Origin of the sequence: Caballeronia ptereochthonis, from assembly GCF_001545075.1 — a bacterium.
In the GTDB taxonomy this organism is placed as follows: domain Bacteria; phylum Pseudomonadota; class Gammaproteobacteria; order Burkholderiales; family Burkholderiaceae; genus Caballeronia; species Caballeronia ptereochthonis.
Map to the genome: position 1 here is coordinate 31,989 of NZ_FCOB02000042.1, position 21,827 is coordinate 53,815.

Annotated in this window: 20 protein-coding genes; 10 read left to right on the forward strand and 10 right to left on the reverse strand. The window is 64.4% G+C overall.

Features of this window, described 5'->3' with window-relative positions:
- Window positions 1-12: 12 nt before the first annotated feature.
- The 3 genes from AWB83_RS31215 to AWB83_RS31225 all read right to left on the reverse strand — a co-directional run bounded on the left by AWB83_RS31215 (window position 13) and on the right by AWB83_RS31225 (window position 2,737).
- Window positions 13-1,227, reverse strand: a complete 1,215-nt coding sequence (locus AWB83_RS31215) for an aminotransferase class V-fold PLP-dependent enzyme (RefSeq protein ID WP_087049481.1) — start codon at window positions 1,225-1,227, stop codon at window positions 13-15.
- An 8-nt stretch (window positions 1,228-1,235) separates the two neighbouring features.
- On the reverse strand, window positions 1,236-1,706 hold the full coding sequence (locus AWB83_RS31220) for a RidA family protein (protein WP_087049482.1): 471 nt from the start codon (window positions 1,704-1,706) through the stop codon (window positions 1,236-1,238).
- A gap of 77 nt (window positions 1,707-1,783) precedes the next feature.
- A complete protein-coding gene (locus AWB83_RS31225) occupies window positions 1,784-2,737 on the reverse strand; it encodes a LysR substrate-binding domain-containing protein (protein WP_087049483.1) in 954 nt (317 codons plus the stop codon).
- A 290-nt stretch (window positions 2,738-3,027) separates the two neighbouring features.
- Here AWB83_RS31225 and ettA point away from each other — a divergent pair, with 290 nt between their 5' ends.
- Window positions 3,028-4,695, forward strand: coding sequence for an energy-dependent translational throttle protein EttA (gene ettA, locus AWB83_RS31230; RefSeq protein WP_087049484.1), 1,668 nt, complete (start codon window positions 3,028-3,030; stop codon window positions 4,693-4,695).
- Between the two features lie 156 nt (window positions 4,696-4,851).
- Window positions 4,852-5,979, forward strand: coding sequence for a DUF748 domain-containing protein (locus AWB83_RS31235; RefSeq protein WP_087049485.1), 1,128 nt, complete (start codon window positions 4,852-4,854; stop codon window positions 5,977-5,979).
- An 18-nt stretch (window positions 5,980-5,997) separates the two neighbouring features.
- Here AWB83_RS31235 and AWB83_RS31240 read toward each other — a convergent pair whose 3' ends face one another.
- The 3 genes from AWB83_RS31240 to AWB83_RS31250 all read right to left on the reverse strand — a co-directional run bounded on the left by AWB83_RS31240 (window position 5,998) and on the right by AWB83_RS31250 (window position 8,827).
- Window positions 5,998-6,621 (reverse strand): HAD family hydrolase, encoded by a 624-nt coding sequence (locus tag AWB83_RS31240; protein ID WP_087049486.1) that lies wholly within the window; start codon window positions 6,619-6,621, stop codon window positions 5,998-6,000.
- A 19-nt stretch (window positions 6,622-6,640) separates the two neighbouring features.
- Window positions 6,641-8,470, reverse strand: coding sequence for an aminopeptidase P family protein (locus AWB83_RS31245; RefSeq protein WP_087049515.1), 1,830 nt, complete (start codon window positions 8,468-8,470; stop codon window positions 6,641-6,643).
- Window positions 8,471-8,554: 84 nt separating this feature from the next.
- Window positions 8,555-8,827, reverse strand: coding sequence for a hypothetical protein (locus AWB83_RS31250; RefSeq protein WP_087049487.1), 273 nt, complete (start codon window positions 8,825-8,827; stop codon window positions 8,555-8,557).
- 353 nt (window positions 8,828-9,180) lie between these two features.
- On the opposite strand from AWB83_RS31250, the gene hemA reads away from it, so the two are divergent.
- The 6 genes from hemA (at window position 9,181) to AWB83_RS31280 (ending at window position 14,398) form a co-directional block, all read left to right on the forward strand.
- A complete protein-coding gene (hemA, locus tag AWB83_RS31255; RefSeq protein ID WP_087049488.1) occupies window positions 9,181-10,476 on the forward strand; it encodes a glutamyl-tRNA reductase in 1,296 nt (431 codons plus the stop codon).
- A gap of 98 nt (window positions 10,477-10,574) precedes the next feature.
- A complete protein-coding gene (prfA, locus tag AWB83_RS31260; RefSeq protein WP_087049489.1) occupies window positions 10,575-11,657 on the forward strand; it encodes a peptide chain release factor 1 in 1,083 nt (360 codons plus the stop codon).
- The gene (gene prmC / locus AWB83_RS31265; protein WP_087049490.1) at window positions 11,654-12,490 is read left to right on the forward strand and encodes a peptide chain release factor N(5)-glutamine methyltransferase; all 837 of its coding nucleotides are present in this window, start codon (window positions 11,654-11,656) and stop codon (window positions 12,488-12,490) included. Before prfA ends, prmC begins: the two co-directional genes overlap by 4 nt.
- A gap of 89 nt (window positions 12,491-12,579) precedes the next feature.
- The gene (gene grxD / locus AWB83_RS31270) at window positions 12,580-12,891 is read left to right on the forward strand and encodes a Grx4 family monothiol glutaredoxin (protein WP_087049491.1); all 312 of its coding nucleotides are present in this window, start codon (window positions 12,580-12,582) and stop codon (window positions 12,889-12,891) included.
- 12 nt (window positions 12,892-12,903) lie between these two features.
- Window positions 12,904-13,503: a UbiX family flavin prenyltransferase gene (locus tag AWB83_RS31275; RefSeq protein WP_087049492.1), complete on the forward strand. Its 600-nt coding sequence runs from the start codon at window positions 12,904-12,906 to the stop codon at window positions 13,501-13,503.
- A 109-nt stretch (window positions 13,504-13,612) separates the two neighbouring features.
- Window positions 13,613-14,398 carry a DODA-type extradiol aromatic ring-opening family dioxygenase gene (locus AWB83_RS31280; protein ID WP_087049493.1) on the forward strand — a complete coding sequence of 262 codons (786 nt, stop codon included), beginning with the start codon at window positions 13,613-13,615 and terminating at the stop codon, window positions 14,396-14,398.
- Between the two features lie 84 nt (window positions 14,399-14,482).
- On the opposite strand, the gene AWB83_RS31285 is transcribed toward AWB83_RS31280, so the two are convergent.
- Complete coding sequence (locus AWB83_RS31285; RefSeq protein WP_087049494.1) at window positions 14,483-16,075, reverse strand: APC family permease; 1,593 nt, start codon at window positions 16,073-16,075, stop codon at window positions 14,483-14,485.
- Between the two features lie 453 nt (window positions 16,076-16,528).
- Between AWB83_RS31285 and AWB83_RS31290 the strand changes: the two genes are divergently transcribed.
- Entirely contained in the window at window positions 16,529-16,732 is a 204-nt protein-coding gene (locus AWB83_RS31290) for a cold-shock protein (protein WP_007000074.1), read from the forward strand.
- A gap of 80 nt (window positions 16,733-16,812) precedes the next feature.
- On the opposite strand, the gene AWB83_RS31295 is transcribed toward AWB83_RS31290, so the two are convergent.
- Window positions 16,813-18,063 (reverse strand): Hsp70 family protein, encoded by a 1,251-nt coding sequence (locus AWB83_RS31295; protein ID WP_087049495.1) that lies wholly within the window; start codon window positions 18,061-18,063, stop codon window positions 16,813-16,815.
- Between the two features lie 213 nt (window positions 18,064-18,276).
- On the opposite strand from AWB83_RS31295, the gene AWB83_RS31300 reads away from it, so the two are divergent.
- On the forward strand, window positions 18,277-19,764 hold the full coding sequence (locus AWB83_RS31300) for an MFS transporter (RefSeq protein WP_087049496.1): 1,488 nt from the start codon (window positions 18,277-18,279) through the stop codon (window positions 19,762-19,764).
- A gap of 14 nt (window positions 19,765-19,778) precedes the next feature.
- On the opposite strand, the gene AWB83_RS31305 is transcribed toward AWB83_RS31300, so the two are convergent.
- Both AWB83_RS31305 and AWB83_RS31310 read right to left on the reverse strand, forming a co-directional pair.
- Window positions 19,779-20,375, reverse strand: coding sequence for a nitroreductase family protein (locus tag AWB83_RS31305; RefSeq protein WP_087049497.1), 597 nt, complete (start codon window positions 20,373-20,375; stop codon window positions 19,779-19,781).
- Between the two features lie 147 nt (window positions 20,376-20,522).
- On the reverse strand, window positions 20,523-21,806 hold the full coding sequence (locus tag AWB83_RS31310) for an MFS transporter (protein ID WP_087049498.1): 1,284 nt from the start codon (window positions 21,804-21,806) through the stop codon (window positions 20,523-20,525).
- Window positions 21,807-21,827: the final 21 nt, after the last annotated feature.

A 21,827-nucleotide genomic window follows, 5' to 3' on the forward strand; every position in this document is an offset into this window, starting at 1 on the left:
AACATCGCCTCTTCAATGAAACGACCGGTTCTTCGTCAGCTCGGTGACCGCTTCCACGAGTGCATCGACTTCATCAGGGATGTTCAGATAGCTGACCGAAGCCCTGACGATCTCGGTGAGATCACGCGCTCGCATATCGAACGGCGTGTACGTAACGCCGATCGCGCCGACGTTTATTCCTCGGCTCCCGAGTTCGGTCTTGACCGTTGACGCCGGGATTCCCTCGACCGTGAACGACACGAGTGCAGAATGAACGCTACCGATATCCCGAACGACGACGCCGGGAATCTCGGCCAGTTTTCCTCGAATGCTTTGCGCGAGAGCCCTGACCCGACTCTCGATTCGAGCGATTCCTATGTCGAGCGCTTCATTGAGCGCATTCGATAAGCCGCATAGCAGCGCAACTGGCATCTCGCTGGTTTCGAAGCGCCGCGCATCGTCACGCAACACGGCTGTCATTCCGTCGAGCGGTGCGGAGAGCACGTCGACGTACGGCGGTTCGAAGCGAGACAGCGCCGCCTGCTTCACATAGAGCAGTGCCGTGCCCCGTGGCCCACGCAGAAACTTGCGCGCAGCGCCTTTCAGGACATCGCAATTGAGCGCGCGTACGTCCACGTTCATTTGCCCGAGCGCCTGACCCGCGTCGATGAAATACGGGATGCCATGGCGCCGCGCAACCTGACCGATCGCCTCCGCGGGATTGATGAGGCCGCCGTTGGCGGGTGCCCAAGTGAGCGCGATCAGCCGCACACGCGAATCGATCAGTTCTTCGAGTGCTCGAACGGACACGCTTCCATCTTCCTCGCAGGGAATCACGTCGACGCGTGCGCCGGACGCGCCAGCGATCCGATACATCGTCGCAAGATTGCCCCCCCACTCCTGCCGGCCTACCAGAATGCGGTCACCCGGATGCCAACGTCCCAATGCCGCGAATGCCATGCCCCAGCCCGCCGATCCGCTGCCGGTGAAGGCGATTTCCTCCGGCGTTGCGTTGAGCAGCGCAGACGCACTCCTGCGCGCCGCCTCGACCGCAACGGCAGCACGCGCTCCAGCCTCCATCGGCCCCAGTCGGGCCTCCAGATGAAGGTGGGATGTAATGGCATCCAGCGTTGACGTCGACGGCAACGACGCGCCAGCATGATTGAAGTGGGCGACTTGCGCGCAACCAGGCGTTCGTGCACGGAGCGCAAGAATGTCGTCCGGGGAAAGGCAGTGACCGTGTTCCATCTCAGGTCTCAGCCGCGTAACTGAACGATGGCGTCGACCTCGACCGCGACGCCCGACGGCAACGAGGCCACCCCTACCGCCGTTCGTGCATGCCGGCCTTTGTCCCCGAGCACATTGACGAACAGGTTCGACGCGTGGTCAGCAACTACACTCTGCCGCTCGAAACCGGCGACACATGAAATGAACACGCCGACTCGCGTGACCCTTTCGATCCGTTCAAGCTTGTCGCCGGTTGCATCGGCGAGTTGAGCAAGCACGCCCAGCGCGGCAAGTTCCGCCGCCTGCATTCCATCTTCGACCGTCAAAGCGTCGCCGATCGTTCCCACGAACGCAGGCCTGCCCTCCTTCAGTGGTACCTGCCCCGATATGAACAAGAGGTCGCCGACCCGCACATGCGCAAGATAGTTGGCTACCGGGCGACTCGCGACCGGAAGATGTGCACCGAGCGCGATGACTCGTGACGAGATGCTAGTCGGCATGATTGCCCCATGAAAGGAGCAGTAATCCTAACTAAACATAACGTATACCGACAAATCAAATGTTTGAATCCGATGCATCAAATCTGCTCATCGATGCCATCGCCGGACGAAGCCAGCACGTGAGCAGCGCCTGCCTTCTGAATCCAATCGGCGAATCTTCCCGCGCTCTGATCGAGCGGACCATCGGGCGATACGAGCCAATAACCGATCGAGCCCTCATAAGTTGAATTGGGAATTGCTTCGACAAGGGTTTTCGTGATCAACCGTCGCTCGACCAATCGATGCCTACCCATCGCGATACCCTGCCCAGCAGCAGCAGCCTCTAGAACAATGTTGTAGTCATGCAGCATGATCTTCGGGATGCGCGACAAGTCGCATCTATTAAGGGCGCTCCACGCATCCCATTCGAAGTGCCGATGTGCATAGGACATGAGTAGCGGTCCGTCGCGCAAATCGGCAGCGCTGGCGAAAGGACCGTGCCGCGCCAGATATTCCGCGCTGCACACCGGCGACAGGCGCTCGCGCATCAGCAGCGAAGACCTGACATTGGGCCATTCGCCCTCTCCGTATCGAATGGCGAGGTCGGCTGCGCCCGCGCCCACATTGGCCAGCTCGATCGATGGCATCAGTTGCAGTTGAATGTCGGGATTCGCGACGCTGAATTCCGCAAGCCGCAACACCAGCCAGTGTGTTGCGAACGACGACAGCAGACTTACCTTCAAAGACGTGATTCGCGCCTTGCTGCCGCGAATCTCCCTCGTTCCCTCGGCGATGCACTCGAGCGCGCGCCGCACTTTCCCGTAGTACACGCCGCCTTCCGGCGTCAGTTCGATGCTCCGGGTGCGACGCACGAACAGCGATACGCCCAGATGTTGCTCGAGCTTCTGTATCTGATGGCTGACCGCGCTTTGTGTGACGGCAAGTTCTTCGGCTGCCCGAACGAAGCTCAGGCGGCGCGCGACTGCTTCGAAAACGCGCAAGGTCAGAAGCGGCGGCAGATCATGAGTCAAGGGTGCGTCGAGACGATGCATAGGCGGCGGGCTGCAAAAGCGATAACAGTCATTTCGGGCGACAGCATGAACCGGACGCCGATATCATGCTATATCGCCATGCGCGTGAGAACCACCCTGCTTGCAGATCGAACCATCGCTGCGGCGGAGCGCGGACTGATCGACCGCGCGGACGTACAATGGCGAATCTGATCCCGCCCCCGCTGATTCTCCGCGGCGCCGGGAGCACATCAGCGCATCGAATGCTCTCGTTCCCGCCGCGATCTGGCGCGCAGCGTCCATCTTCCACACAACGTATTCAATCGAATTCCATGGCCCAATACGTCTTCACCATGAACCGCGTCGGCAAGATCGTCCCGCCGAAGCGTCAGATCCTGAAAGACATCTCCCTCTCGTTCTTCCCCGGCGCGAAGATCGGCCTGCTCGGCCTGAACGGCTCCGGCAAGTCCACGCTGATCAGAATCATGGCGGGCGTCGACAAGGACATCGAAGGCGAAGCCACGCCGATGCCGAACCTGAACATCGGCTATCTGCCGCAGGAGCCGCAACTCGATCCGCAGCAGACCGTGCGTCAGGCCGTCGAGGAAGGTCTCGGCGATGTCTTCGAAGCGCAGAAGAAGCTCGACGAAATCTACGCCGCCTACGCCGAACCCGACGCCGACTTCGACAAGCTCGCCGCCGAACAGGCGAAGTACGAAGCCATCCTCGCGACGAGCGACGGCGGCAGCCCCGAGCAGCAGCTCGAAGTCGCCGCCGACGCGCTGCGCCTGCCCGCATGGGACGCGAAGATCGAGCATCTCTCCGGCGGCGAAAAGCGCCGCGTCGCGCTGTGCAAGCTGCTGCTGCAAAAGCCCGACATGCTGCTGCTCGACGAGCCGACCAACCACCTCGACGCCGAATCCGTCGAATGGCTCGAGCAGTTCCTCACGCGCTATCCGGGCACCGTCGTCGCCGTGACGCACGATCGCTACTTCCTCGACAACGCCGCCGAGTGGATTCTCGAACTCGACCGCGGCCACGGCATTCCATGGAAGGGCAACTACTCCAGCTGGCTCGACCAGAAGGAAGAACGCCTGAAGCAGGAAGAAGCGAGCGAATCCGCGCGCCAGAAGGCCATCAAGAAAGAACTCGAATGGGTCCGCCAGAACCCGAAGGGCCGTCAGGCGAAATCGAAGGCGCGTATCGCGCGCTTCGAGGAGCTCAATAGCCAGGAATACCAGAAGCGCAACGAAACGCAGGAAATCTTCATTCCGGTCGGCGATCGTCTCGGCAATGAAGTGATCGAGTTCAAGAACGTCAGCAAGGCGTATGGCGACCGTCTCCTGATCGACGATCTGAGCATGAAGATTCCGGCGGGCGCGATCGTCGGCATCATCGGGCCGAACGGCGCCGGCAAGTCCACGCTCTTTCGCATGCTGACCGGCAAGGAGCAGCCGGATTCGGGCGAGATCATCAAGGGGCCGACCGTCAATCTCGCCTACGTCGATCAGAGCCGCGACGCGCTCGCCGGCGACAAGACCGTCTTCGAGGAAATCTCGGGCGGCGCCGACGTGCTCACTGTCGGCAAGTACGAAACGCCGTCGCGGGCGTATATCGGCCGCTTCAACTTCAAGGGCAGCGATCAGCAGAAGCTCGTCGGCAATCTGTCGGGCGGCGAGCGCGGGCGTCTGCATCTCGCGAAGACGCTCATCGCGGGCGGCAACGTGCTCTTGCTCGACGAGCCCTCGAACGACCTCGACGTCGAAACGCTGCGCGCGCTCGAAGACGCGCTGCTCGAATTCGCCGGCTCGGTGATGGTGATCTCGCACGATCGCTGGTTCCTCGACCGCATCGCGACGCACATCCTCGCGTTCGAAGGCGATTCGCACGTCGAGTTCTTCGACGGCAACTATCAGGAATACGAGGCCGACAAGCGCAAGCGTCTCGGCGAAGAAGCCGCGAAGCCGAAGCGTCTGCGTTACAAGCCGATCACGCGCTGATCCTCGCGCAAACGTCTGGAGAAAGATCGCGCGCCTGTGCGGGCGCGCGCACCGACATCAGGCATGAAAGTGGCGACTGTGTACGATGCGGTCGCCACTTCGTTTTCTGGCGGCACTTTCATTACGCCGACGGCTTTGCACGGGAGATACACGCAGATGGCGGGATCGAGCGCGCGGCGGCGAGCGCTTTGGGCAATCGGTATCGTCGTGGCGCTCGCCGTCGTGGCGATCGGCGGATGGTTGTTCGTCGTGCATCAGATGAAAGAGCGCATCATCGAGACGCTCGGTCCGGACGGCTCGGTGGAGGATATCGACGTCGGATTCGGTCACGTGACGCTCTCGCGCGTGCGGCTGCGCGGCCCTAAGGACTGGCCCGCCAGCGACGCGATGCGCGCCGAGCGCATCGTGCTCGACGTCGACATGCGCTCGCTCGTGTCCCGGCCAATCCATCTGCGCAGCGTGAGCGTCGACAACTACTATCTGTCGATCGTGCGCTCAGCCGATGGCCGCGTGCGCATTCTGCCCGGCCTCAGGGAAACCGCGAGTGCAGCGGACGCCAGGCCTGACAGCCGCGCGCGCGACGAGCACGCTCGCGAGGAAAAGCTCATCGATCGCGTGTCGTTCGAGCGCGGCTCGATGGAGTTCTACGACGGCTCGGTGCAGAACCCGCCGTATCGCGTGCTGATCAGCGATGCGCGCGCCACGGTCGATCATATTCATCTGCCCGCGCTGACCGAGCGCACCAACCTCTCGATGACCGGCTCGATCAAGGGCCCATCGCACACCGGCAATGTGTCGTGGGGCGGCTGGATGGTGATCGCGAACAAGGATTCGCAGACGCGCGTGACGCTGCGCAACGTCGATGTCGCGACGCTCGATCCTTATCTGCTGAAGAAAGCCGGCGCCAAAGCGGCGGTGACGGGCGGCACCATCGACATGACCGTCGATTCGACCGTGAAGGACTACCGCATCCACGCGCCCGGCACGCTCACGCTGAATCACCTGCAGATCAGCGACAGCGGCAATCCGCTCGACACGTTCCTCTCGATTCCGACCAAGGCCGCGATCGCCGCGCTGAAGGACCGCAAGGAGCAGATCAAGCTCGATTTCGTGCTCGACGGCGATCTGCGCGATCCGAAGTTCTCCCTGAGCGAGAGTCTTTCGAAGAAGCTCGCGGCCGGCTTCGCGAAGGCGCTCGGCGTGAGCGCGGAAGGCGTCGCGCGGGGCGCGGGCGACACGGTGCGGGGAATCGGCAACGCGCTGAAGAATCTCCTCGGGCAATAGCGCACTGCCCCTAAGCCTTCAGACCGGCAGATTCAGCGCGCGCAGCTTCGTCTCGGTTTCCAGCGCGCCGGTGTAGTGGATGCCGTGCCAGCCGAGCGCGGTGGCGGTTTGCGCGTTCTTCAGGCTGTCGTCGATGAACACGAGCTCGTTCGGCTGAATGCCGGGCAGATGCCTTTCGATCTCCGCGCGCATCAGCGCGAAGATTTGCGGATCGGGTTTCACGAGCCCGACGCGCCCCGACACGACGATCTCGCGAAACTTCCGCAGCACGTCGAAACGCTCCCAAGCGTAGGGGAACGTCTCCGCCGACCAGTTGGTGAGGCCGAAGAGCGGCACGCCCGCGGCATCCAGCCGATCGACCAGCGCGACGCCCTCCTCCAGCACGCCCGCCACCATCTCCGGCCAGCGCGCATAGAAGGCGCGAATCAGCGCTTCGTGCTCGGGATGGCGCGCGACCAGCTCGGCGGTGCCTTCCTCGATCGTCTGCCCGCCGTCCTGCTGCACGACCCATTCCATCTTGCAGACGTTGTCGAGGAACCAGCGGCGCTCGGTTTCGTCCGGAATCAGCTGCTTGTAGAGATATTCCCGATTCCAGTCGATCAGCACGCCGCCGAAATCGAATACGACTGCCTTGATGGTCATCGCTCGCCGCTCCTGTCGGTCAAATCGCCTTCGTCCGTTCTTCGAGCCACGCCAGCGCCTTCCCCCACACATGCGGCGACACGCGAGCCCGCACCGTCTCGTGATACGCGTTCAGCCAGGCGCGCTCGTCCTCGCGCAACAGCGACAGGTCGATGCAGCGCGTATCGATCGGGCACAGCGTCAGCGTCTCGAACTCGAGGAAATCGCCGAACTCGGTCTTGCCCGCCGCCTTATTCATCACGAGATTTTCGATACGGATGCCCCACTTGCCCGGCCGATAGATTCCCGGCTCGATCGACGTGATCATGCCTTCTTCCATCGCCGTCCACGGCTCGGCGGGCGCGTAGTGCGAGATCACCTGCGGGCCTTCGTGCACGTTCAGGAAGTAGCCGACGCCGTGGCCCGTGCCGTGACCATAATCCACGCCCGCTTCCCAGATCGGCGCGCGCGCGATCGAATCGAGCATCGGCGAGCGGATGCCGCGCGGAAAACGCGCGCGGGAAAGCGCCATCGTGCCTTTCAGCACGATGGTGAAATCGCGCTTGTGCTCCGCCGTGATCTCGCCGACCGGCACGACGCGCGTGATGTCGGTCGTGCCGCTCAGGTATTGGCCACCCGAATCGATCAGCAGCAAGCCGTTGCCCTCGATCACCGCATGCGACGCCTCGGTCGCGCGGTAATGCGGCATCGCGCCATTGGCGTTGAAGCCCGCGATCGTGCCAAAGGAGAGCGTGACGAACCCCGGCCGACGCGCCCGCGCGGCGGTGAGCTTCTCGTCGATGGTCAGCTCCGTGATGCGCTCGCGGCCGAGCGCGTCCTCGAACCACGCGAAGAATTCGGCGAGCGCGGCGCCGTCCTGCTCCATCGTCGCGCGGATGTGCTCCGCTTCCGCCGTGGTCTTGCGCGACTTCGCGAACGTCGACGGATTCACCGCTTCGACGATCGCAACCGAAGACGGCACTTTCTCCAGCAAGCCGTGCGTGATGCGGCGCGGGTCGATCAGCAGTGTAGAGCCGGCGGGCAGCGACGCGAGCGCGTCCGGCGCGCCCGCGTACGGCGCGATCCGCACGTCGTCGCGCGCGAGCGATTCCGCCAGCGCCACGGGAACCTTGCCGTCGGCGACGAAGAGCGTGGCGTCGTCGAGACCGATGAGCGCATGCGCGACGAAAACCGGGTTGTAGCTCACGTCGCCGCCGCGCAGATTGAAGATCCACGCGAGATCGTCCAGCGTGGACACGAAGTGCCACTGCGCGCCCTTCGCGCGCATCGTCTCGCGCACCTGCGCGAGCTTGTCCGCGCGCGCGACGCTCGCGTGCGGCGCGACGTGCTCGTAGACCGGCGCATCCGGCAAACCGGGACGCGCGGGCCACACGGAATCCAGCAAATCGAGATCCGTGCGCAGGACGATGCCGCGTGCGGTGAGCGCGTCGGAAAGCGCGCGCGCGGCCGCGACGCCGAGCACCGTGCCGTCGACCGCGACGACCGCTCCCGACGGCACGTTTTCCGCGAGCCAGTCGACGTGCGGCGCGGTCTGCTGGCCGCCCATCATCTTCATCAGCGCGATGCCGGTGCCGGCGAGCTGCGCTTCGGCCTGCGTCCAGTAGCGGCTGTCCACCCAGACGCCCGCGAAATCCGCGGTCACGACGAGCGTGCCGACCGAGCCGGTGAAGCCCGAGAGCCATTGACGCCCTTGCCAGCGTTCCGGCAGATATTCGGAAAGATGCGGATCGGCGGACGGAATGAGCACGGCGGCGAGCTTTTCGAGCGCCATCTGGCCGCGCAGCGACGCGATGCGCCGCGCGAAGGTGGCCGGCTCTGGAATGGCTGAATTTGCGATGCGATCGTTCATGAAGTCACCTGCCTGAATGCCCGCGTAGGGCGCGAAGAGCACGGCCGGCGGCGAGGATCGCCCGCCGCGGGCCAGATTGAGAGATCAGCGGCGCGCCGCCAGCCCGACCGTCGTCGTCACGACCAGCAGCGCGAATACCGCGCACGCCAGCCATTCGAGCGTATCGCCATCGTGATACACGTCGACGATGTTGCCGAGCATGCGCGCGACGACCGTCGCCAGTATGCCAGCCGCGATGGCCGTCCAGATGCGCCCTGCCGGACCACGGCCGACGCGCCCCGCGCGCCGCAGCGGATGCAGCCACCAGCTCGCGGCGCCGATGACCGCGCCCAGGAAAATCAGTCCGATCCAGCCCATCAGCGGCGGTGCTCCGTCGGAATCGAGGGTCTGCGAAGCGGAGCGTTTCGGGTGACGAGCATGCGTGAACCGGCTTTTCGGACGATGGAAGGCTGAGTTTAGGGGCCGGATTCGGCGATGGCAAGGCTGCGAAATCCTGCCGACGCCCGCGACGAAAGCGCGCCGGTGCGGCGATCGGCCGCGCCGGGGAGCGACTGCCAAAAAGCCGCATTCCCGCGCAGGACGGCGCTGACAGGCTGGCGCGCGGCTCCCGGGCCCCAAATAGCACCTATAAATGAAGAAATGCGCGAAACGCTATAATATTGGGCTATCTGAAAGGCCATCGGCTTAGGCCGAAAGCATCGTCCATAACAATGCAGCTCCTCACGATCGGAATCAACCACCACACTGCGCCAGTCGCCCTGCGCGAACGCGTGGCGTTTCCGCTCGAACAGCTCAAGCCCGCGCTGGGCGCGTTGAAGGACATCTGGCTGGGGCCGCTCGCGAAAGCGTCGCCCGAAGCGGCGATCCTCTCGACCTGCAACCGCACCGAACTCTACTGCGCCACGGATGACAGCGCCGCCCGCGAGGCCGCCATCCAGTGGCTCTCGAAGTACCACAGCATTCCCGTTCCCGAGCTCGCGCCGCACGTCTATGCGCTCCCGCAGTCGGAAGCCGTGCGCCATGCGTTCCGCGTCGCATCCGGTCTCGACTCGATGGTGCTCGGCGAGACGCAAATCGTCGGACAAATGAAGGATGCGGTGCGCACCGCGTCCGAAGCCGGCGCGCTCGGCACGTATCTGAACCAGTTGTTCCAGCGCACCTTCGCCGTCGCGAAGGAAGTGCGCTCGACGACCGAAATCGGCGCGCAGTCCGTGTCGATGGCCGCCGCCGCCGTGCGCCTCGCGCAGCGCATCTTCGAGAATATTTCCAGCCAGCGCGTGCTCTTCATCGGCGCGGGCGAAATGATTGAACTGTGCGCGGCGCATTTTGCCGCGCAGAATCCGCGAGAACTCGTCGTCGCGAACCGCACGGCCGAGCGCGGCGAGAAGCTCGCCGGCCGCTTCAACGGCCATGCGATCCCGCTCTCCGAACTGCCCGCGCGCATGCACGAGTTCGACATCATCGTGTCGTGCACGGCCTCCACCTTGCCGATCATCGGTCTCGGCGCGGTCGAGCGTGCGGTCCGCGCGCGCCGCCATCGGCCGATCTTCATGGTCGATTTGGCCGTGCCGCGCGACATCGAGCCGGAAGTCGGCAACCTGCACGACGTGTTCCTCTACACCGTCGACGATCTCGGCGCGATCGTGCGCGAAGGCAACGCGTCGCGCCAGGCCGCGGTCGCGCAGGCGGAATCCATCATCGAAACGCGTGTCGCGAACTTCATGCAGTGGCTGGATGCGCGCAGCATCGTGCCGGTGATCCGCCACATGCACACGCAGGCCGACACCCTGCGCCGCGCCGAACTCGAGCGCGCCCGCAAGATGCTCGCGCGCGGCGACGATCCCGCCGCCGTGCTCGAAGCGCTGTCGCAATCGCTCACTAACAAGCTGATCCACGGCCCGACGCACGCGCTCAACCGCGCGAGCCGCGAGGAACGCGACCAGCTCATCGACCTGATGAGCGGCTTCTACCGCCACGGCGCGCCGTCCGATTCGTCGGATCGTTAGCGGCCTTCTCTTTGCTATTCTCAAATGCTCCGCGCGACTAGCGCGGCGGCTCCCCCGATCGCAGTCATTCCTGGCGCCCACCGCGCCATCTCCGCCCGATGAAAACGAGCATGCAAAGCAAGCTCGACCAGCTTGCAAAAAGGCAGGTCGATCTCAACGAACTGTTGAGCCGCGAAGACGTGACGTCCGATATGGATCAATATCGCAAGCTCACGCGCGAGCACGCGGAAATCAGTCCGATCGTCGATCAATATGCGCTCTGGCGACAGGCGCTCACCGACGAGGCGACCGCGCAGGAACTGCTTTCCGATCCGTCGATGCGCGATTTCGCCGAAGAGGAAATCGGCGAGGCGCGCGAGCGCATGGCGAAGATCGAAAGCGACTTGCAGATGATGCTGCTGCCGAAGGATCCCAACGACGAGCGCAACATCTTCATCGAAATCCGCGCGGGCACGGGCGGCGACGAATCGGCGCTCTTCGCGGGCGATCTGCTGCGCATGTATCTGCGCTATGCGGAACGCAATCGCTGGAGCGTCGAGACGATGTCGGAAAGCCTGTCCGATCTCGGCGGCTACAAGGAAGTGATCGTGCGCATCGCGGGCCAGGGCGCGTATTCGCGGCTCAAGTTCGAATCGGGCGGCCACCGCGTGCAGCGCGTGCCGGCGACCGAAACGCAAGGACGCATCCACACGTCCGCGTGCACGGTCGCGGTGATGCCCGAAGCCGACGAAATCAGCGAAGTCGTGATCAATCCGGCGGATCTGCGCATCGACACGTTCCGCGCGTCGGGCGCGGGCGGTCAGCATATCAACAAGACGGATTCGGCCGTGCGCGTCACGCACTTGCCGACGGGCATCGTCGTCGAATGTCAGGACGACCGCTCGCAGCACAAGAACAAGGATCGCGCGCTGAAAGTGCTCGCCGCGCGCATCAAGGACAAGCAGTATCACGAGCAGCACGCGAAGGAAGCCGCGACGCGCAAGAGCCTGATCGGCTCGGGCGACCGCTCGGAGCGCATCCGCACGTACAACTTCCCGCAGGGACGCATGACGGATCACCGCATCAACCTGACGCTCTACAAGCTCGAATACATCATGGACGGCGATCTCGACGAACTGATCGGCGCCCTCGTCTCCGAGCATCAGGCGGAGCAGTTGGCGGCGCTCGGGGAAGCGGCGTGAGCACCGCGGCCGAGTTGCTGCGGGCTTCCGGACTGCCGCGACTCGAAGCGCGCGTTCTGCTGATGCACGTGCTCGGCTGGCGGCGCACGGAGTTGATTACGCGCGATCGTGAACCGCTTTCGGAAGATGCCGTCGCGAGCTTCGAAGCGCTGTCGGCGCGGCGTCTGGCTGGCGAACCGATCGCGCAACTGACTGGCGGGCGCGAATTCTTCGGCCTCGATTTCGACGTCACGCCGGACGTGCTGATTCCGCGCCCGGAAACCGAATTGCTCGTGGAGACCGCGCTCGAAGCGATCGCCGATACGCCGAACGCGCGCGTGCTCGATCTCGGCACGGGAACCGGCGCGATCGCGGTCTCGGTCGCACACGCGCGGCCCGATGCGCGCGTGTGGGCCGTGGATCGTTCGCCGGCGGCGCTCGACGTCGCGCGCGGCAATGCGGATCGTCTTCTGGATCCGGCGCGCGCGGGCGGCACGCTCACCTTCGTGCAAAGCGACTGGACCGCGAATCTCGACGCGTCGCTGCTGTTCGAGACGATCGTCAGCAATCCGCCGTATATCGCGAGCGGCGATCCGCATCTCGAACAAGGCGACCTGCGCTTCGAGCCGCGCGGCGCGCTCACCGACGAAGCCGATGGACTTTCGGCGATCCGCACGATCGTCGAGACAGCGCCGTTTCTGCTCGCCAGTAACGGCGCGCTGTGGCTCGAGCACGGCTATGATCAGGCAGACGCCGTGCGTCAGCTGCTCAAGGCGCGCGGCTTCACCGAAGTTCGCTCGATGCGTGATCTCGCCGGCATCGAGCGCTGCTCAGGCGGCCGCTTCACCGCCTGAGTGCCCGGCCGCCGCCGTCAGCCCGGGAAAGCGAAATCCGCTATCATTTCAACCATCAGTCCCCTCCGACATTCACGCGCAGGAACGCCATGGATACGCAAGAACGCATCAAGCAAATCGTCGATTCGAACCCCGTCGTCCTCTTCATGAAGGGCACGGCGCAATTCCCGATGTGCGGCTTCTCGGGCCGCGCGATCCAGGTGCTCAAGGCATGCGGCGTCGATCAGATCACGACCGTCAACGTGCTCGAAGACGACGAGATCCGCCAGGGCATCAAGGAATTCTCCAACTGGCCGACCATTCCGCAGCTCTATGTGAACGGCGAGTTCATCGGCGGCTCGGACATCATGATGGAGATGTATCAATCCGGCGAGCTGCAACAGCTCTTCGCCGCGGCTTAAGTCATATCGACTGTGAATGCGCCCATTGCCGTGAAGCGACGGCTCATCGTCGCGATTACCGGGGCAACGGGCGCCATCTACGGCGTGCGTCTGCTCGAGACGCTGCGCCGGCTGGGCGGCGTCGAGACGCATCTGCTCGTCTCCAGCGCCGGCTGGCTCAATATCCAGCACGAACTCGATCTCGACCGCGCCACCGTTCACGCGCTGGCGGACGTCGTCCACAGCGCGCGCGATGTCGGCGCGAGCATCGCTTCGGGATCCTTCGCGACCGACGGCATGATCGTCGCGCCCTGCTCGATGCGCACGCTCGCGAGCATCGCGCACGGCCTCTCCGACAACCTCATCACCCGCGCCGCCGACGTCGTGCTCAAGGAGCGCCGCCGCCTCGTGCTGCTCGTGCGCGAAACGCCGTTCAATCTCGCGCATCTGCGCAACATGACGGCGGTCACCGAAATGGGCGGGGTGATCTTTCCGCCGCTGCCGGCGTTCTACCAGAAGCCCGCGACCATCGACGAAATGGTCGATCACACGGTCGCGCGCGTCATCGATCTGTTCGGGTTCGCGCAACCGGTCGCGTCCGCCTGGCAAGGCCTGCGCGGCGAAACCGACTGAGCAGCGGCGCATTAGCAACAGCGGCGACATAATGCGTTGCCGTGCGAGCCGTTTATCAACGCGGCTCGCGGCCCTACATTGATGGCAGACCCCACAGGATTTTGCCGCCATGAGCCGACTGCCTACCGTTTTCATTTCCCACGGCGCGCCGACGCTGCCGATCGACCCGTCGATGCCCTCCGCCGAATTCGCCTCGCTTGCGGCGACGCTGCCGCGCCCGCGCGCCATTCTGATGCTGTCGGCCCATTGGGGCACGGCGCAGCCGGTGGCGAGCACGGCCGAGCGCCCCGAGACGATCCACGACTTCTACGGCTTTCCGCGCGCGCTCTATGAACTGCGCTACCCGGCGCCCGGCGCGCCCGATCTGGCGAAGCACGCCGCCGCGCTGCTCGGCGAGCAAGGCATTCCCGCCGCGACGACCGATCACGGCCTCGATCACGGCGCGTGGGTGCCGCTCCTTCTGATGTTCCCCGACGCCGACGTGCCGGTCGCCCAGCTCTCGATTCAGCCGCGCCTCGACGCCGCGCATCATTTCCGCGTCGGCCGCGCGCTGCGCGATTTGCGCGATGACGGCGTGATGATCGTCGGTTCCGGGCAGATCACGCACAACCTGCGCATGGCCGATTTCAGTGCGCGCCCGGAAGATGCCGATCCGCGCGTGACCGAGTTCACCGACTGGTTCGAGCAACGCATGGCCGAACGCGACATCGACGCCCTGCTCGACTATCGCGCCCGCGCGCCGCACGCCACGCTGATGCATCCGACCGATGAGCATCTGCTGCCCGTCTTCAGCGCGCTCGGCGCGGCGGCGGACGACTATCGCCTCGGCGTTCAGTCGCTCGGCACGTTCCAGCGCGCGCTCGCGATGACGAACTACGTTTTCGTGGACGATTGAGCGCGTCGATTCGTCCAAGTAAAAAGCCCGCCTGATCGCTCGGGCGGGCTCGTCGGTTAAACCTTCGCTATCGAATGGAAGTGCTCAGGCACCGATTTCGTGAAGAATGTCCTCGCGGCTTTCGCGCTCGTCGAGATATTTCGTCCGATAGCCGGTGTGCACGCCCCAGTAGTAGAACACCAGCGCGAGCACGGTAACCGCGGCCATGTCCCATCCGTACGGCAGCATTCCGTTGCCGCCGAAGTCCTTGCTGCCGATCAGCGACATCACGGCCATCGACGGCAGGTAAGTCACGAGCCACCATGCCGCCTTGAGATCGCGGCCCCAGCCCGCGAAACCCGTCTTGCGCTGATAGTAGAAGTACACCGGGAGCGCCACGACCATCAGCAGAATGATCTCGCCGGTGAGCGGCCACTTCGCCCAGAACAGCACGAGCGACGCGCATACGAACGCGAACGGCGCGATCACGCCCATCAGCGGCAGCTTGAGCGGGCGGTCGAGATCGGTCGCCGAGCGGCGCAGCGCCATCAGGCTCACCGGACCGGTGAGGTACGAAATGACGGTCGCGACCGAAATCACGGCTGCGAGCGAGCTCCAGCCGCGGAAGAAGAACAGGAAGATGAACGCGACGAACAGGTTGAACCACATCGCCTGGCGCGGCACGCCGTAGAACGGATGCACGTTGCCGAAGATCTTCGGCATCGTGCCGTTGCGCTCCATCGCGTAGATCATGCGGGTGGTCGTCGCCATGTAGGTCGTGCCGGTGCCGCTCGGGCTGACGAAAGCGTCGACATACAGCAGGATCGCGAGCCAGTTCAGATTGAGCGCGAGCGCCAGTTCCGCAAACGGCGACGCGAAGTTGAAGTGCGACCAGCCCTTCATCACGTCGCCCGGATTCACCGCGCCGATATACGCGACCTGCAGCAGCACGTAGATCACGAGCGCGAGCAGAATCGAGCCGATCACCGCGAACGGCACGCTGCGCGCCGGATGACGCGCCTCGCCGGCCAGGTTCACCGGGCTCTGGAAACCGTTGAAGCTGAACACGATGCCGCTCGTCGCCACGGCCGTGAGCACCGCCGGCCAGCCATACGGCGCGAAGTCCGACGTCGTGCCGAAATTCTCCGCGTGGAATCCGGTGAAGACGAGGCCCGCGATGGTCGCGCCCGGAATCAGGAACTTGAAGATCGTGATCGCGGAGTTCGCGCGCGCGAACACCTTCACGCCCCAGTAGTTCAGCATGAAGTAGACGATCACCAGCAGCGCCGACAGCGCGAGGCCCATCGGCGTAAGCGACTCGTGGACGAACAGCGCATGCGCCCAGTCATACGGCCAGGTGCTCATATACTGAATGGACGCTTCGGCTTCGATCGGAATGACCGAAACGATCGCGATCCAGTTCGCCCACGCGCTGATGAAACCGACCAGCGCCCCATGCGAGTAACGCGCATAGCGCACCATGCCGCCGGACTCCGGGAACATCGCGCCGAGCTCGGCGTAGGTCAGTGCGATGGCCAGAATGACGATCGCGCCGATCACCCACGCGACGATCGCGGCCGGCCCCGCGATCTTGGCGGCCTTCCACGCGCCGAAAAGCCAGCCTGAACCGATGATGGACCCGAGCCCGGTCAGCAATAGCGCCATCGGGCCGATATTTCTCTGTATCGAACTTTGCAACTTCTTCTCCAGTGTCTCGCGCCGCGCGCGCTTCGCATGCGGCCAGCCCTGCCGCGGCCGCCGTGGATGCCTGAATGTTTTCCGACGATCCGGCGATGCCGGTGCAACCGTTTTTAAATCGGCGCGTAGTTTAACGGTTGCACCTTTCGAATGCAGTGCACACTGACGAGAAATCTGCGCCTTTTTAGCGTTTTTTCGCGCAAACTGAAAAGAAAATGTAAGATTTGTAGGAGAACTTTGCCCGTCTCAAAAAAACCCCTTCAGAGTTGTCGGATATTATTTGACCGGGAAATCGTTTCGCCGTATAAAGCTTCTTGCAGGATTTCAAGTGGCGAGTGAATTGGTCTTTCGTAGTTCGCCATCACGGTACTCCGGTTGGTCCCATTGCCCCTTCCTTGATTTTCCGCACCCTTGGGCTTCGGCCTTATTCATCAATTTTTTGGAACAAGTAACATGGAAACCGGTACCGTCAAGTGGTTCAATGACGCAAAGGGCTTTGGCTTCATCACTCCGGATGGCGGCGGCGAAGATCTGTTCGCGCACTTCTCGGAAATCCGCATCGAAGGCTTCAAGACGCTTCAGGAAAACCAAAAGGTTTCCTACGAAGTGAAGACTGGCCCGAAGGGCAAGCAAGCCGCGAACATCAAGCCGGTCTAAGACCTGCGAGAATTCGTATGAAAAAACCCCGCTTCGGCGGGGTTTTTGTTTTTCGTCTCCGGCTCCGGCGCGTATGGGCGTCAGGCAAAGACACGCTGCGCGTAAATGCCGAGCCCCTTCGCCACGCTGGCCAAGCGGTCGCCGAACACCGGCCGCGCGCCGGGAAACGCCGCCGACAATGCTTCCGAAAGGAATCGCAGTCCGGTCGTGCCGCCGGTGAAATACACCGCGCCCACATCCGCGTCCGTCACGCCGGCACGCTGGATCGTCTCCCGCGCCGCATCGACGATCCGCCGCGTCTCCTCGGCGCCTGCCTCGATCAGCTGGGCCTCGTCAAAAGCGACGCGCAGCGCCTCTTCCACCTCTTCCATGTCGATCTCGGTCGTGCCGCCCGCCGAGACGTCGATCTTCGCCTCTTCCGCATGTGCCGTGAGCGCGTGGCCGAGCCGGCGATCGACGACGCGCATCAGACGGTCGTGATGACGCGCCTCGGTGTAGAGATGACGCATCAGTTGCAATTCGCTCACGCGCTTGGGCGTGTACACGGTATTGATCAGATGCCAGGTCGCGAGATCGAAATACACGCGGCTCGGCAGCTCGCGCCCTTGCGGGTCGAGCGACTGATAGCCGAGCTCGCGCAGGATGGTCGCGAGCTCGACGCGGCGGTCGAAGTCCGTTCCGGCGACATGCACGCCGTGATGCGCTAGCACGTCGTTCTTGCGGTCGAGATGGCGCGCGCGCTCGGGACCGACGCGCACGAGCGAGAAGTCCGACGTGCCGCCGCCGATATCCGCGACCAGCACGAGGCCCTCCTCGGTCAGGCTCGCTTCGTAGTCGAAGGCCGCGGCGATCGGCTCATACTGGAAGTGGATTTCGCGCAGCCCGACCGCGTGCGCGCACGCTTCGAGCTGCTTCTGCGCCATGCGGTCCGCGCGCGGATCGTCGTCGACGAAAAATACCGGGCGGCCGAGTACGGCGCGCGTGAGCGGCTCGGCGGCGACCGCCTGCGCCTTCTGCTTCAGATGCTGCAGGAAGAGCGTGATGACGTCGGTGTATTTGATCGCGGAGCCGTCGCCGAGATCGGTGGTGCTGTCCGCGAGCGCCGAGCCGAGAATGCTCTTCATCGAGCGCATCAGACGGCCGTCGAAGCCGTCGATGTACGCCTCCAGCGCCGCGCGGCCGTAAGACTGGTTATCCTCGTCGGTGTTGAAGAAGACTGCGGTGGGCAACGTGGTCGCCTCGCCTTCGACGGGCGCCAGCCGGATCGACAGGCCATCGGGAAGAGCGACGGCGGAATTCGACGTGCCGAAATCGATCGCGCAATAAGTCATGGTGCATGGGCCGCCTCATCGCACGAGGCCGCATTCGGACATGGACGGCGTTTTTAACACGTTCAGAAGCACGCATCAACCGCACTCCCGCTATTTTTAAACTATCGGGTTTATTGGAGAGTCGAGCAGAGCGGAATGCAACTTGCTCGCTCGTTGGCAATTTTTTGACCTTCCCGTGCGCGCCGGCACCTTCGCCCGGCGCATCCAGGACGCATGAGCGAAACCGCCGCATCACAGGAAAACCGTTTGGACGACCAGGCCGCCGAGCAACGCGGAATCATCGAAACCAATCTGCCCGGACGCCTCGACCGTCTGCCGTGGGGACGCTTTCACACGCTGATCGTGCTCGCCCTCGGCATCACCTGGCTGCTCGACGGGCTCGAAGTCACGCTCGCGGGCGCGGTTGCGAGCGCGCTCAAGACGAGTCCGGCGCTGCAGTTCTCCAATGCCGATGTCGGTATCGCCGGCAGCGCGTACATCGCGGGCGCGGTGCTCGGCGCGCTCGGCTTCGGCTGGCTCACGGACCGGCTCGGGCGCCGCAAGCTGTTCTTCATCACGCTCTTTCTCTACGTGGCGGCGACCGCCGCGACCGCGTTCTCGTGGAATCTCGCGACCTTCGTGCTGTTTCGCTTTCTCACGGGCGCCGGCATCGGCGGCGAATACACGGCGATCAATTCGACCATTCAGGAGTTCACGCCCGCCCGCCTGCGCGGCTGGACCGATCTCGCGATCAACGGCACGTTCTGGATCGGCGCGGGCATCGGCGCGGCGGGCTCGCTCGTGCTCCTCGATCCGGGCCTGCTTCCGCCCGATTGGGGCTGGCGCGCGTGCTTTCTGATCGGCGCGGCGCTCGCACTCATGATTCTCTTCATGCGGATGTGGGTGCCGGAAAGCCCGCGCTGGCTCATCACGCATAACCGTGCGGAGGAAGCGAAGCAGATCGTCGAGGAGATCGAGGCGCATTTTCGCCAGCACGGCGTCGAGATTCCCGATACGCCCGCCAAGCCGCTGCGCCTGCATGCGCGCGAGCAGACGCCGATGCGCGAGGTCGTGCATACGCTTTTCGATGCGCATCGCAGTCGCTCGCTCGTCGGGCTCGTGCTGATGACGGCGCAAGCGTTCTTCTACAACGCGATCTTTTTCACCTACGCGCTCGTATTGACGGACTTCTATCACGTGCCCGGCGATCACATCGGCTGGTACGTGCTGCCGTTCGCGGCGGGCAATTTCCTCGGGCCGGTGGTGCTCGGCCGGCTCTTCGACGTGCTCGGCCGGCGCAGGATGATCGCGTTCACGTACGCGATTTCGGGGGTGCTGCTGACCGTGAGCGGCTGGATGTTCATGCACGGCATGCTCAGCGTGATCACCCAGACCATCGCGTGGATGGTGATTTTCTTCTTCGCGTCCGCGGCGGCGAGTTCGGCTTATCTGACGGTCAGCGAAACCTTCCCGCTCGAGATTCGCGCGCTCGCCATCGCCGTGTTCTACGCGTTCGGCACGGCGCTCGGCGGCATCATCGGCCCGACGCTCTTCGGCCAACTGATCGACACCCACGAGCGCGGCGCCGTGTTCGCGGGCTATCTGATCGGTTCGGCGCTGATGATCGCGGCGGCGGCCGTCGCGGGCATCTGGGGCGTCGCGGCGGAGCGCAGGTCACTCGAGGATGTCGCTCGTCCGCTGTCGGCCGCGGACGAGCCTTGAATCGAACGGTGGCGCTATTTGAACGCCTTGTCCCAGGCGCCTTCGAACGCCGTTTCACCGAGCGTCCGACGTGCGCGCGGCGCGGCTTCGCGCTCGCGCAATGCCTCGTCGAGCTGGCTCGCGTCGCCGTGATGACCGATCGCGATCATCGCGATGATCTGCACGTCCTCGGGAATCGAGAACGCCTGACGGAAAGCGTCGCGATCGAAGCCGCCCATCTGATGCGTCGCCAGGCCGAGCGCGTGCGCCTGCAGCACGAGCGTCATCGCGGCCGCGCCCGTGTCGTATGCGGCGGTGCGGTTGGCCTCGCCCTTCGGCGTGAGCGTCGCGGCCGTCACGCAGACGAGCAGCGGCACGCTCACGTTCCATTTCTGGTTCGACGGCGCGAGCGTGTCGAACGCGCGCTTGAACGCCGCTTCGTCGCGATGACGATCGAACACGATAAAGCGCCACGGCTGCAGATTGTTCGACGACGGCGCCCAGCGCGCCGCTTCGAGCAGGCGGTGTAATTGCGCGCGCTCGATGGGCTTGTCGGAAAAGGCGCGCGGGCTCCAGCGGCCGGCGATCAGTTCGTGGATGTCGACATCGGTCGGAGCGGGTTTCGCGGTCATGGCTTGGGTCCTCGTCGGTTTGGAAACGGTTTTGCAAAAACCGGGCGGCGCGCACCGGCCAGGATGCGCACCGCCTGGTTTTCGCCAAACCCGCGACAAGGATAAACAAGGATGCGCGCGCGTGCTGACGCGCCTTTGCGCGATCGTTCAGGTCGCGGCCACGCCGATCGACCGGCCCGCGCGGTTGATGCGCAGCACGGTTACCGCGGCGACGAGGCACAGGCCGCCCGAGATCATCGTTGCGACGGTGTAGCTGCCGAGACTCGAGCGCAGCATGCCGCCGCCGAGCGCCGCGAATGCCGCGCCGAGCTGATGGCCCGCGACGACCCAGCCGAACACGATCGGCGCCGATTCCTTGCCGTAGACATCGGTGGCGAGGCGCACGGTCGGCGGCACGGTGGCGATCCAGTCGAGGCCGTAGAACACGGCGAAGAGCGGCAAGCCGAAGAAGTCGATGCCGAACGCATACGGCAGATAGATCAGCGACAGCCCGCGCAGTCCGTAATACCAGAACAGCAGCACGCGCGAGTTGAAGCGGTCCGACAGCCAGCCGGAGAGCGTCGTGCCGAAAAGGTCGAAAATGCCCATCGCGGCGAGCAGCGTTGCGCCCTGGACCTGCGTCATGCCGTAGTCCGAGCACATCGCGATCAGATGCGTGCCGACGTAACCGTTCGTGCTCGCGCCGCAGACGAAAAAGCTGAAGAAAAGCAGCCAGAAGTCGCGCGTCTTGCTGGCCGAGGCGAGCGTGCCGAACGCAACCTTGATCGGATTCTTCGGCGCGGCAAAGGCGCCCGGCGGCATCTCGGCCGTCTCGCCCACGGGACGCAGCGAGAGATCGGCGGGACGCTCCGGCAGAAGCCACGCGACGAGCGGCAGCACGATCACCGCCGCGCCCGCGACGACGAACACTACCGGCCGCCAGCCGAAATGCTCGGAGAGCGACGCGAGGAACGGCAGGAACACGAGCTGGCCGGTCGCGGAGCTCGCGGTGAGAATGCCCATCGCGAGACCGCGATGCGTGGTGAACCAGCGGTTCACGATCGTCGCGGACAACGTAAGCGCGGCGACGCCCGTCGCGCTGCCGACCATCACGCCCCAGACCAGCACCATTTGCCACGGCTCGGTCATCATGGACGAAAGGCCGACGCCCGCCGCGAGCGTCGCGAGCGCCGCGAGCACCGTGGGGCGCACGCCGAAGCGCTGCATCGCCGCTGCCGCGAACGGGCCGGCGAGGCCGTAGAGCGCGAGATTGATCGAGATCGCCAGCGAAATCGTGCCGCGCGACCAGCCGAACTGCCTTTCGAGCGGCAGCATCATGACGCTCGGCGTCGCGCGCGTGCCCGCCGCGGCGAGCAGCACAAAAAATACGACGCCCACCGCGATCCAGCCGTAATGCATCCGGCCATTCAGCCGTCTCGCCACCCAATTCATCGCCGCTCCGTTCCGTTGATT

What these genes read in the sequence shown, in the direction of transcription:
- AWB83_RS31215 (WP_087049481.1), bottom strand. Translation starts at nt 1,227, where the DNA reads ATGGAACACGGTCACTGCCTTTCCCCGGACGACATTCTTGCGCTCCGT.
- AWB83_RS31220 (WP_087049482.1), bottom strand. Translation starts at nt 1,706, where the DNA reads ATGCCGACTAGCATCTCGTCACGAGTCATCGCGCTCGGTGCACATCTT.
- AWB83_RS31225 (WP_087049483.1), bottom strand. Translation starts at nt 2,737, where the DNA reads ATGCATCGTCTCGACGCACCCTTGACTCATGATCTGCCGCCGCTTCTG.
- ettA (WP_087049484.1), top strand. Translation starts at nt 3,028, where the DNA reads ATGGCCCAATACGTCTTCACCATGAACCGCGTCGGCAAGATCGTCCCG.
- AWB83_RS31235 (WP_087049485.1), top strand. Translation starts at nt 4,852, where the DNA reads ATGGCGGGATCGAGCGCGCGGCGGCGAGCGCTTTGGGCAATCGGTATC.
- AWB83_RS31240 (WP_087049486.1), bottom strand. Translation starts at nt 6,621, where the DNA reads ATGACCATCAAGGCAGTCGTATTCGATTTCGGCGGCGTGCTGATCGAC.
- AWB83_RS31245 (WP_087049515.1), bottom strand. Translation starts at nt 8,470, where the DNA reads ATGAACGATCGCATCGCAAATTCAGCCATTCCAGAGCCGGCCACCTTC.
- AWB83_RS31250 (WP_087049487.1), bottom strand. Translation starts at nt 8,827, where the DNA reads ATGGGCTGGATCGGACTGATTTTCCTGGGCGCGGTCATCGGCGCCGCG.
- hemA (WP_087049488.1), top strand. Translation starts at nt 9,181, where the DNA reads ATGCAGCTCCTCACGATCGGAATCAACCACCACACTGCGCCAGTCGCC.
- prfA (WP_087049489.1), top strand. Translation starts at nt 10,575, where the DNA reads ATGAAAACGAGCATGCAAAGCAAGCTCGACCAGCTTGCAAAAAGGCAG.
- grxD (WP_087049491.1), top strand. Translation starts at nt 12,580, where the DNA reads ATGGATACGCAAGAACGCATCAAGCAAATCGTCGATTCGAACCCCGTC.
- AWB83_RS31280 (WP_087049493.1), top strand. Translation starts at nt 13,613, where the DNA reads ATGAGCCGACTGCCTACCGTTTTCATTTCCCACGGCGCGCCGACGCTG.
- AWB83_RS31290 (WP_007000074.1), top strand. Translation starts at nt 16,529, where the DNA reads ATGGAAACCGGTACCGTCAAGTGGTTCAATGACGCAAAGGGCTTTGGC.
- AWB83_RS31295 (WP_087049495.1), bottom strand. Translation starts at nt 18,063, where the DNA reads ATGACTTATTGCGCGATCGATTTCGGCACGTCGAATTCCGCCGTCGCT.
- AWB83_RS31300 (WP_087049496.1), top strand. Translation starts at nt 18,277, where the DNA reads ATGAGCGAAACCGCCGCATCACAGGAAAACCGTTTGGACGACCAGGCC.
- AWB83_RS31305 (WP_087049497.1), bottom strand. Translation starts at nt 20,375, where the DNA reads ATGACCGCGAAACCCGCTCCGACCGATGTCGACATCCACGAACTGATC.
- AWB83_RS31310 (WP_087049498.1), bottom strand. Translation starts at nt 21,806, where the DNA reads ATGAATTGGGTGGCGAGACGGCTGAATGGCCGGATGCATTACGGCTGG.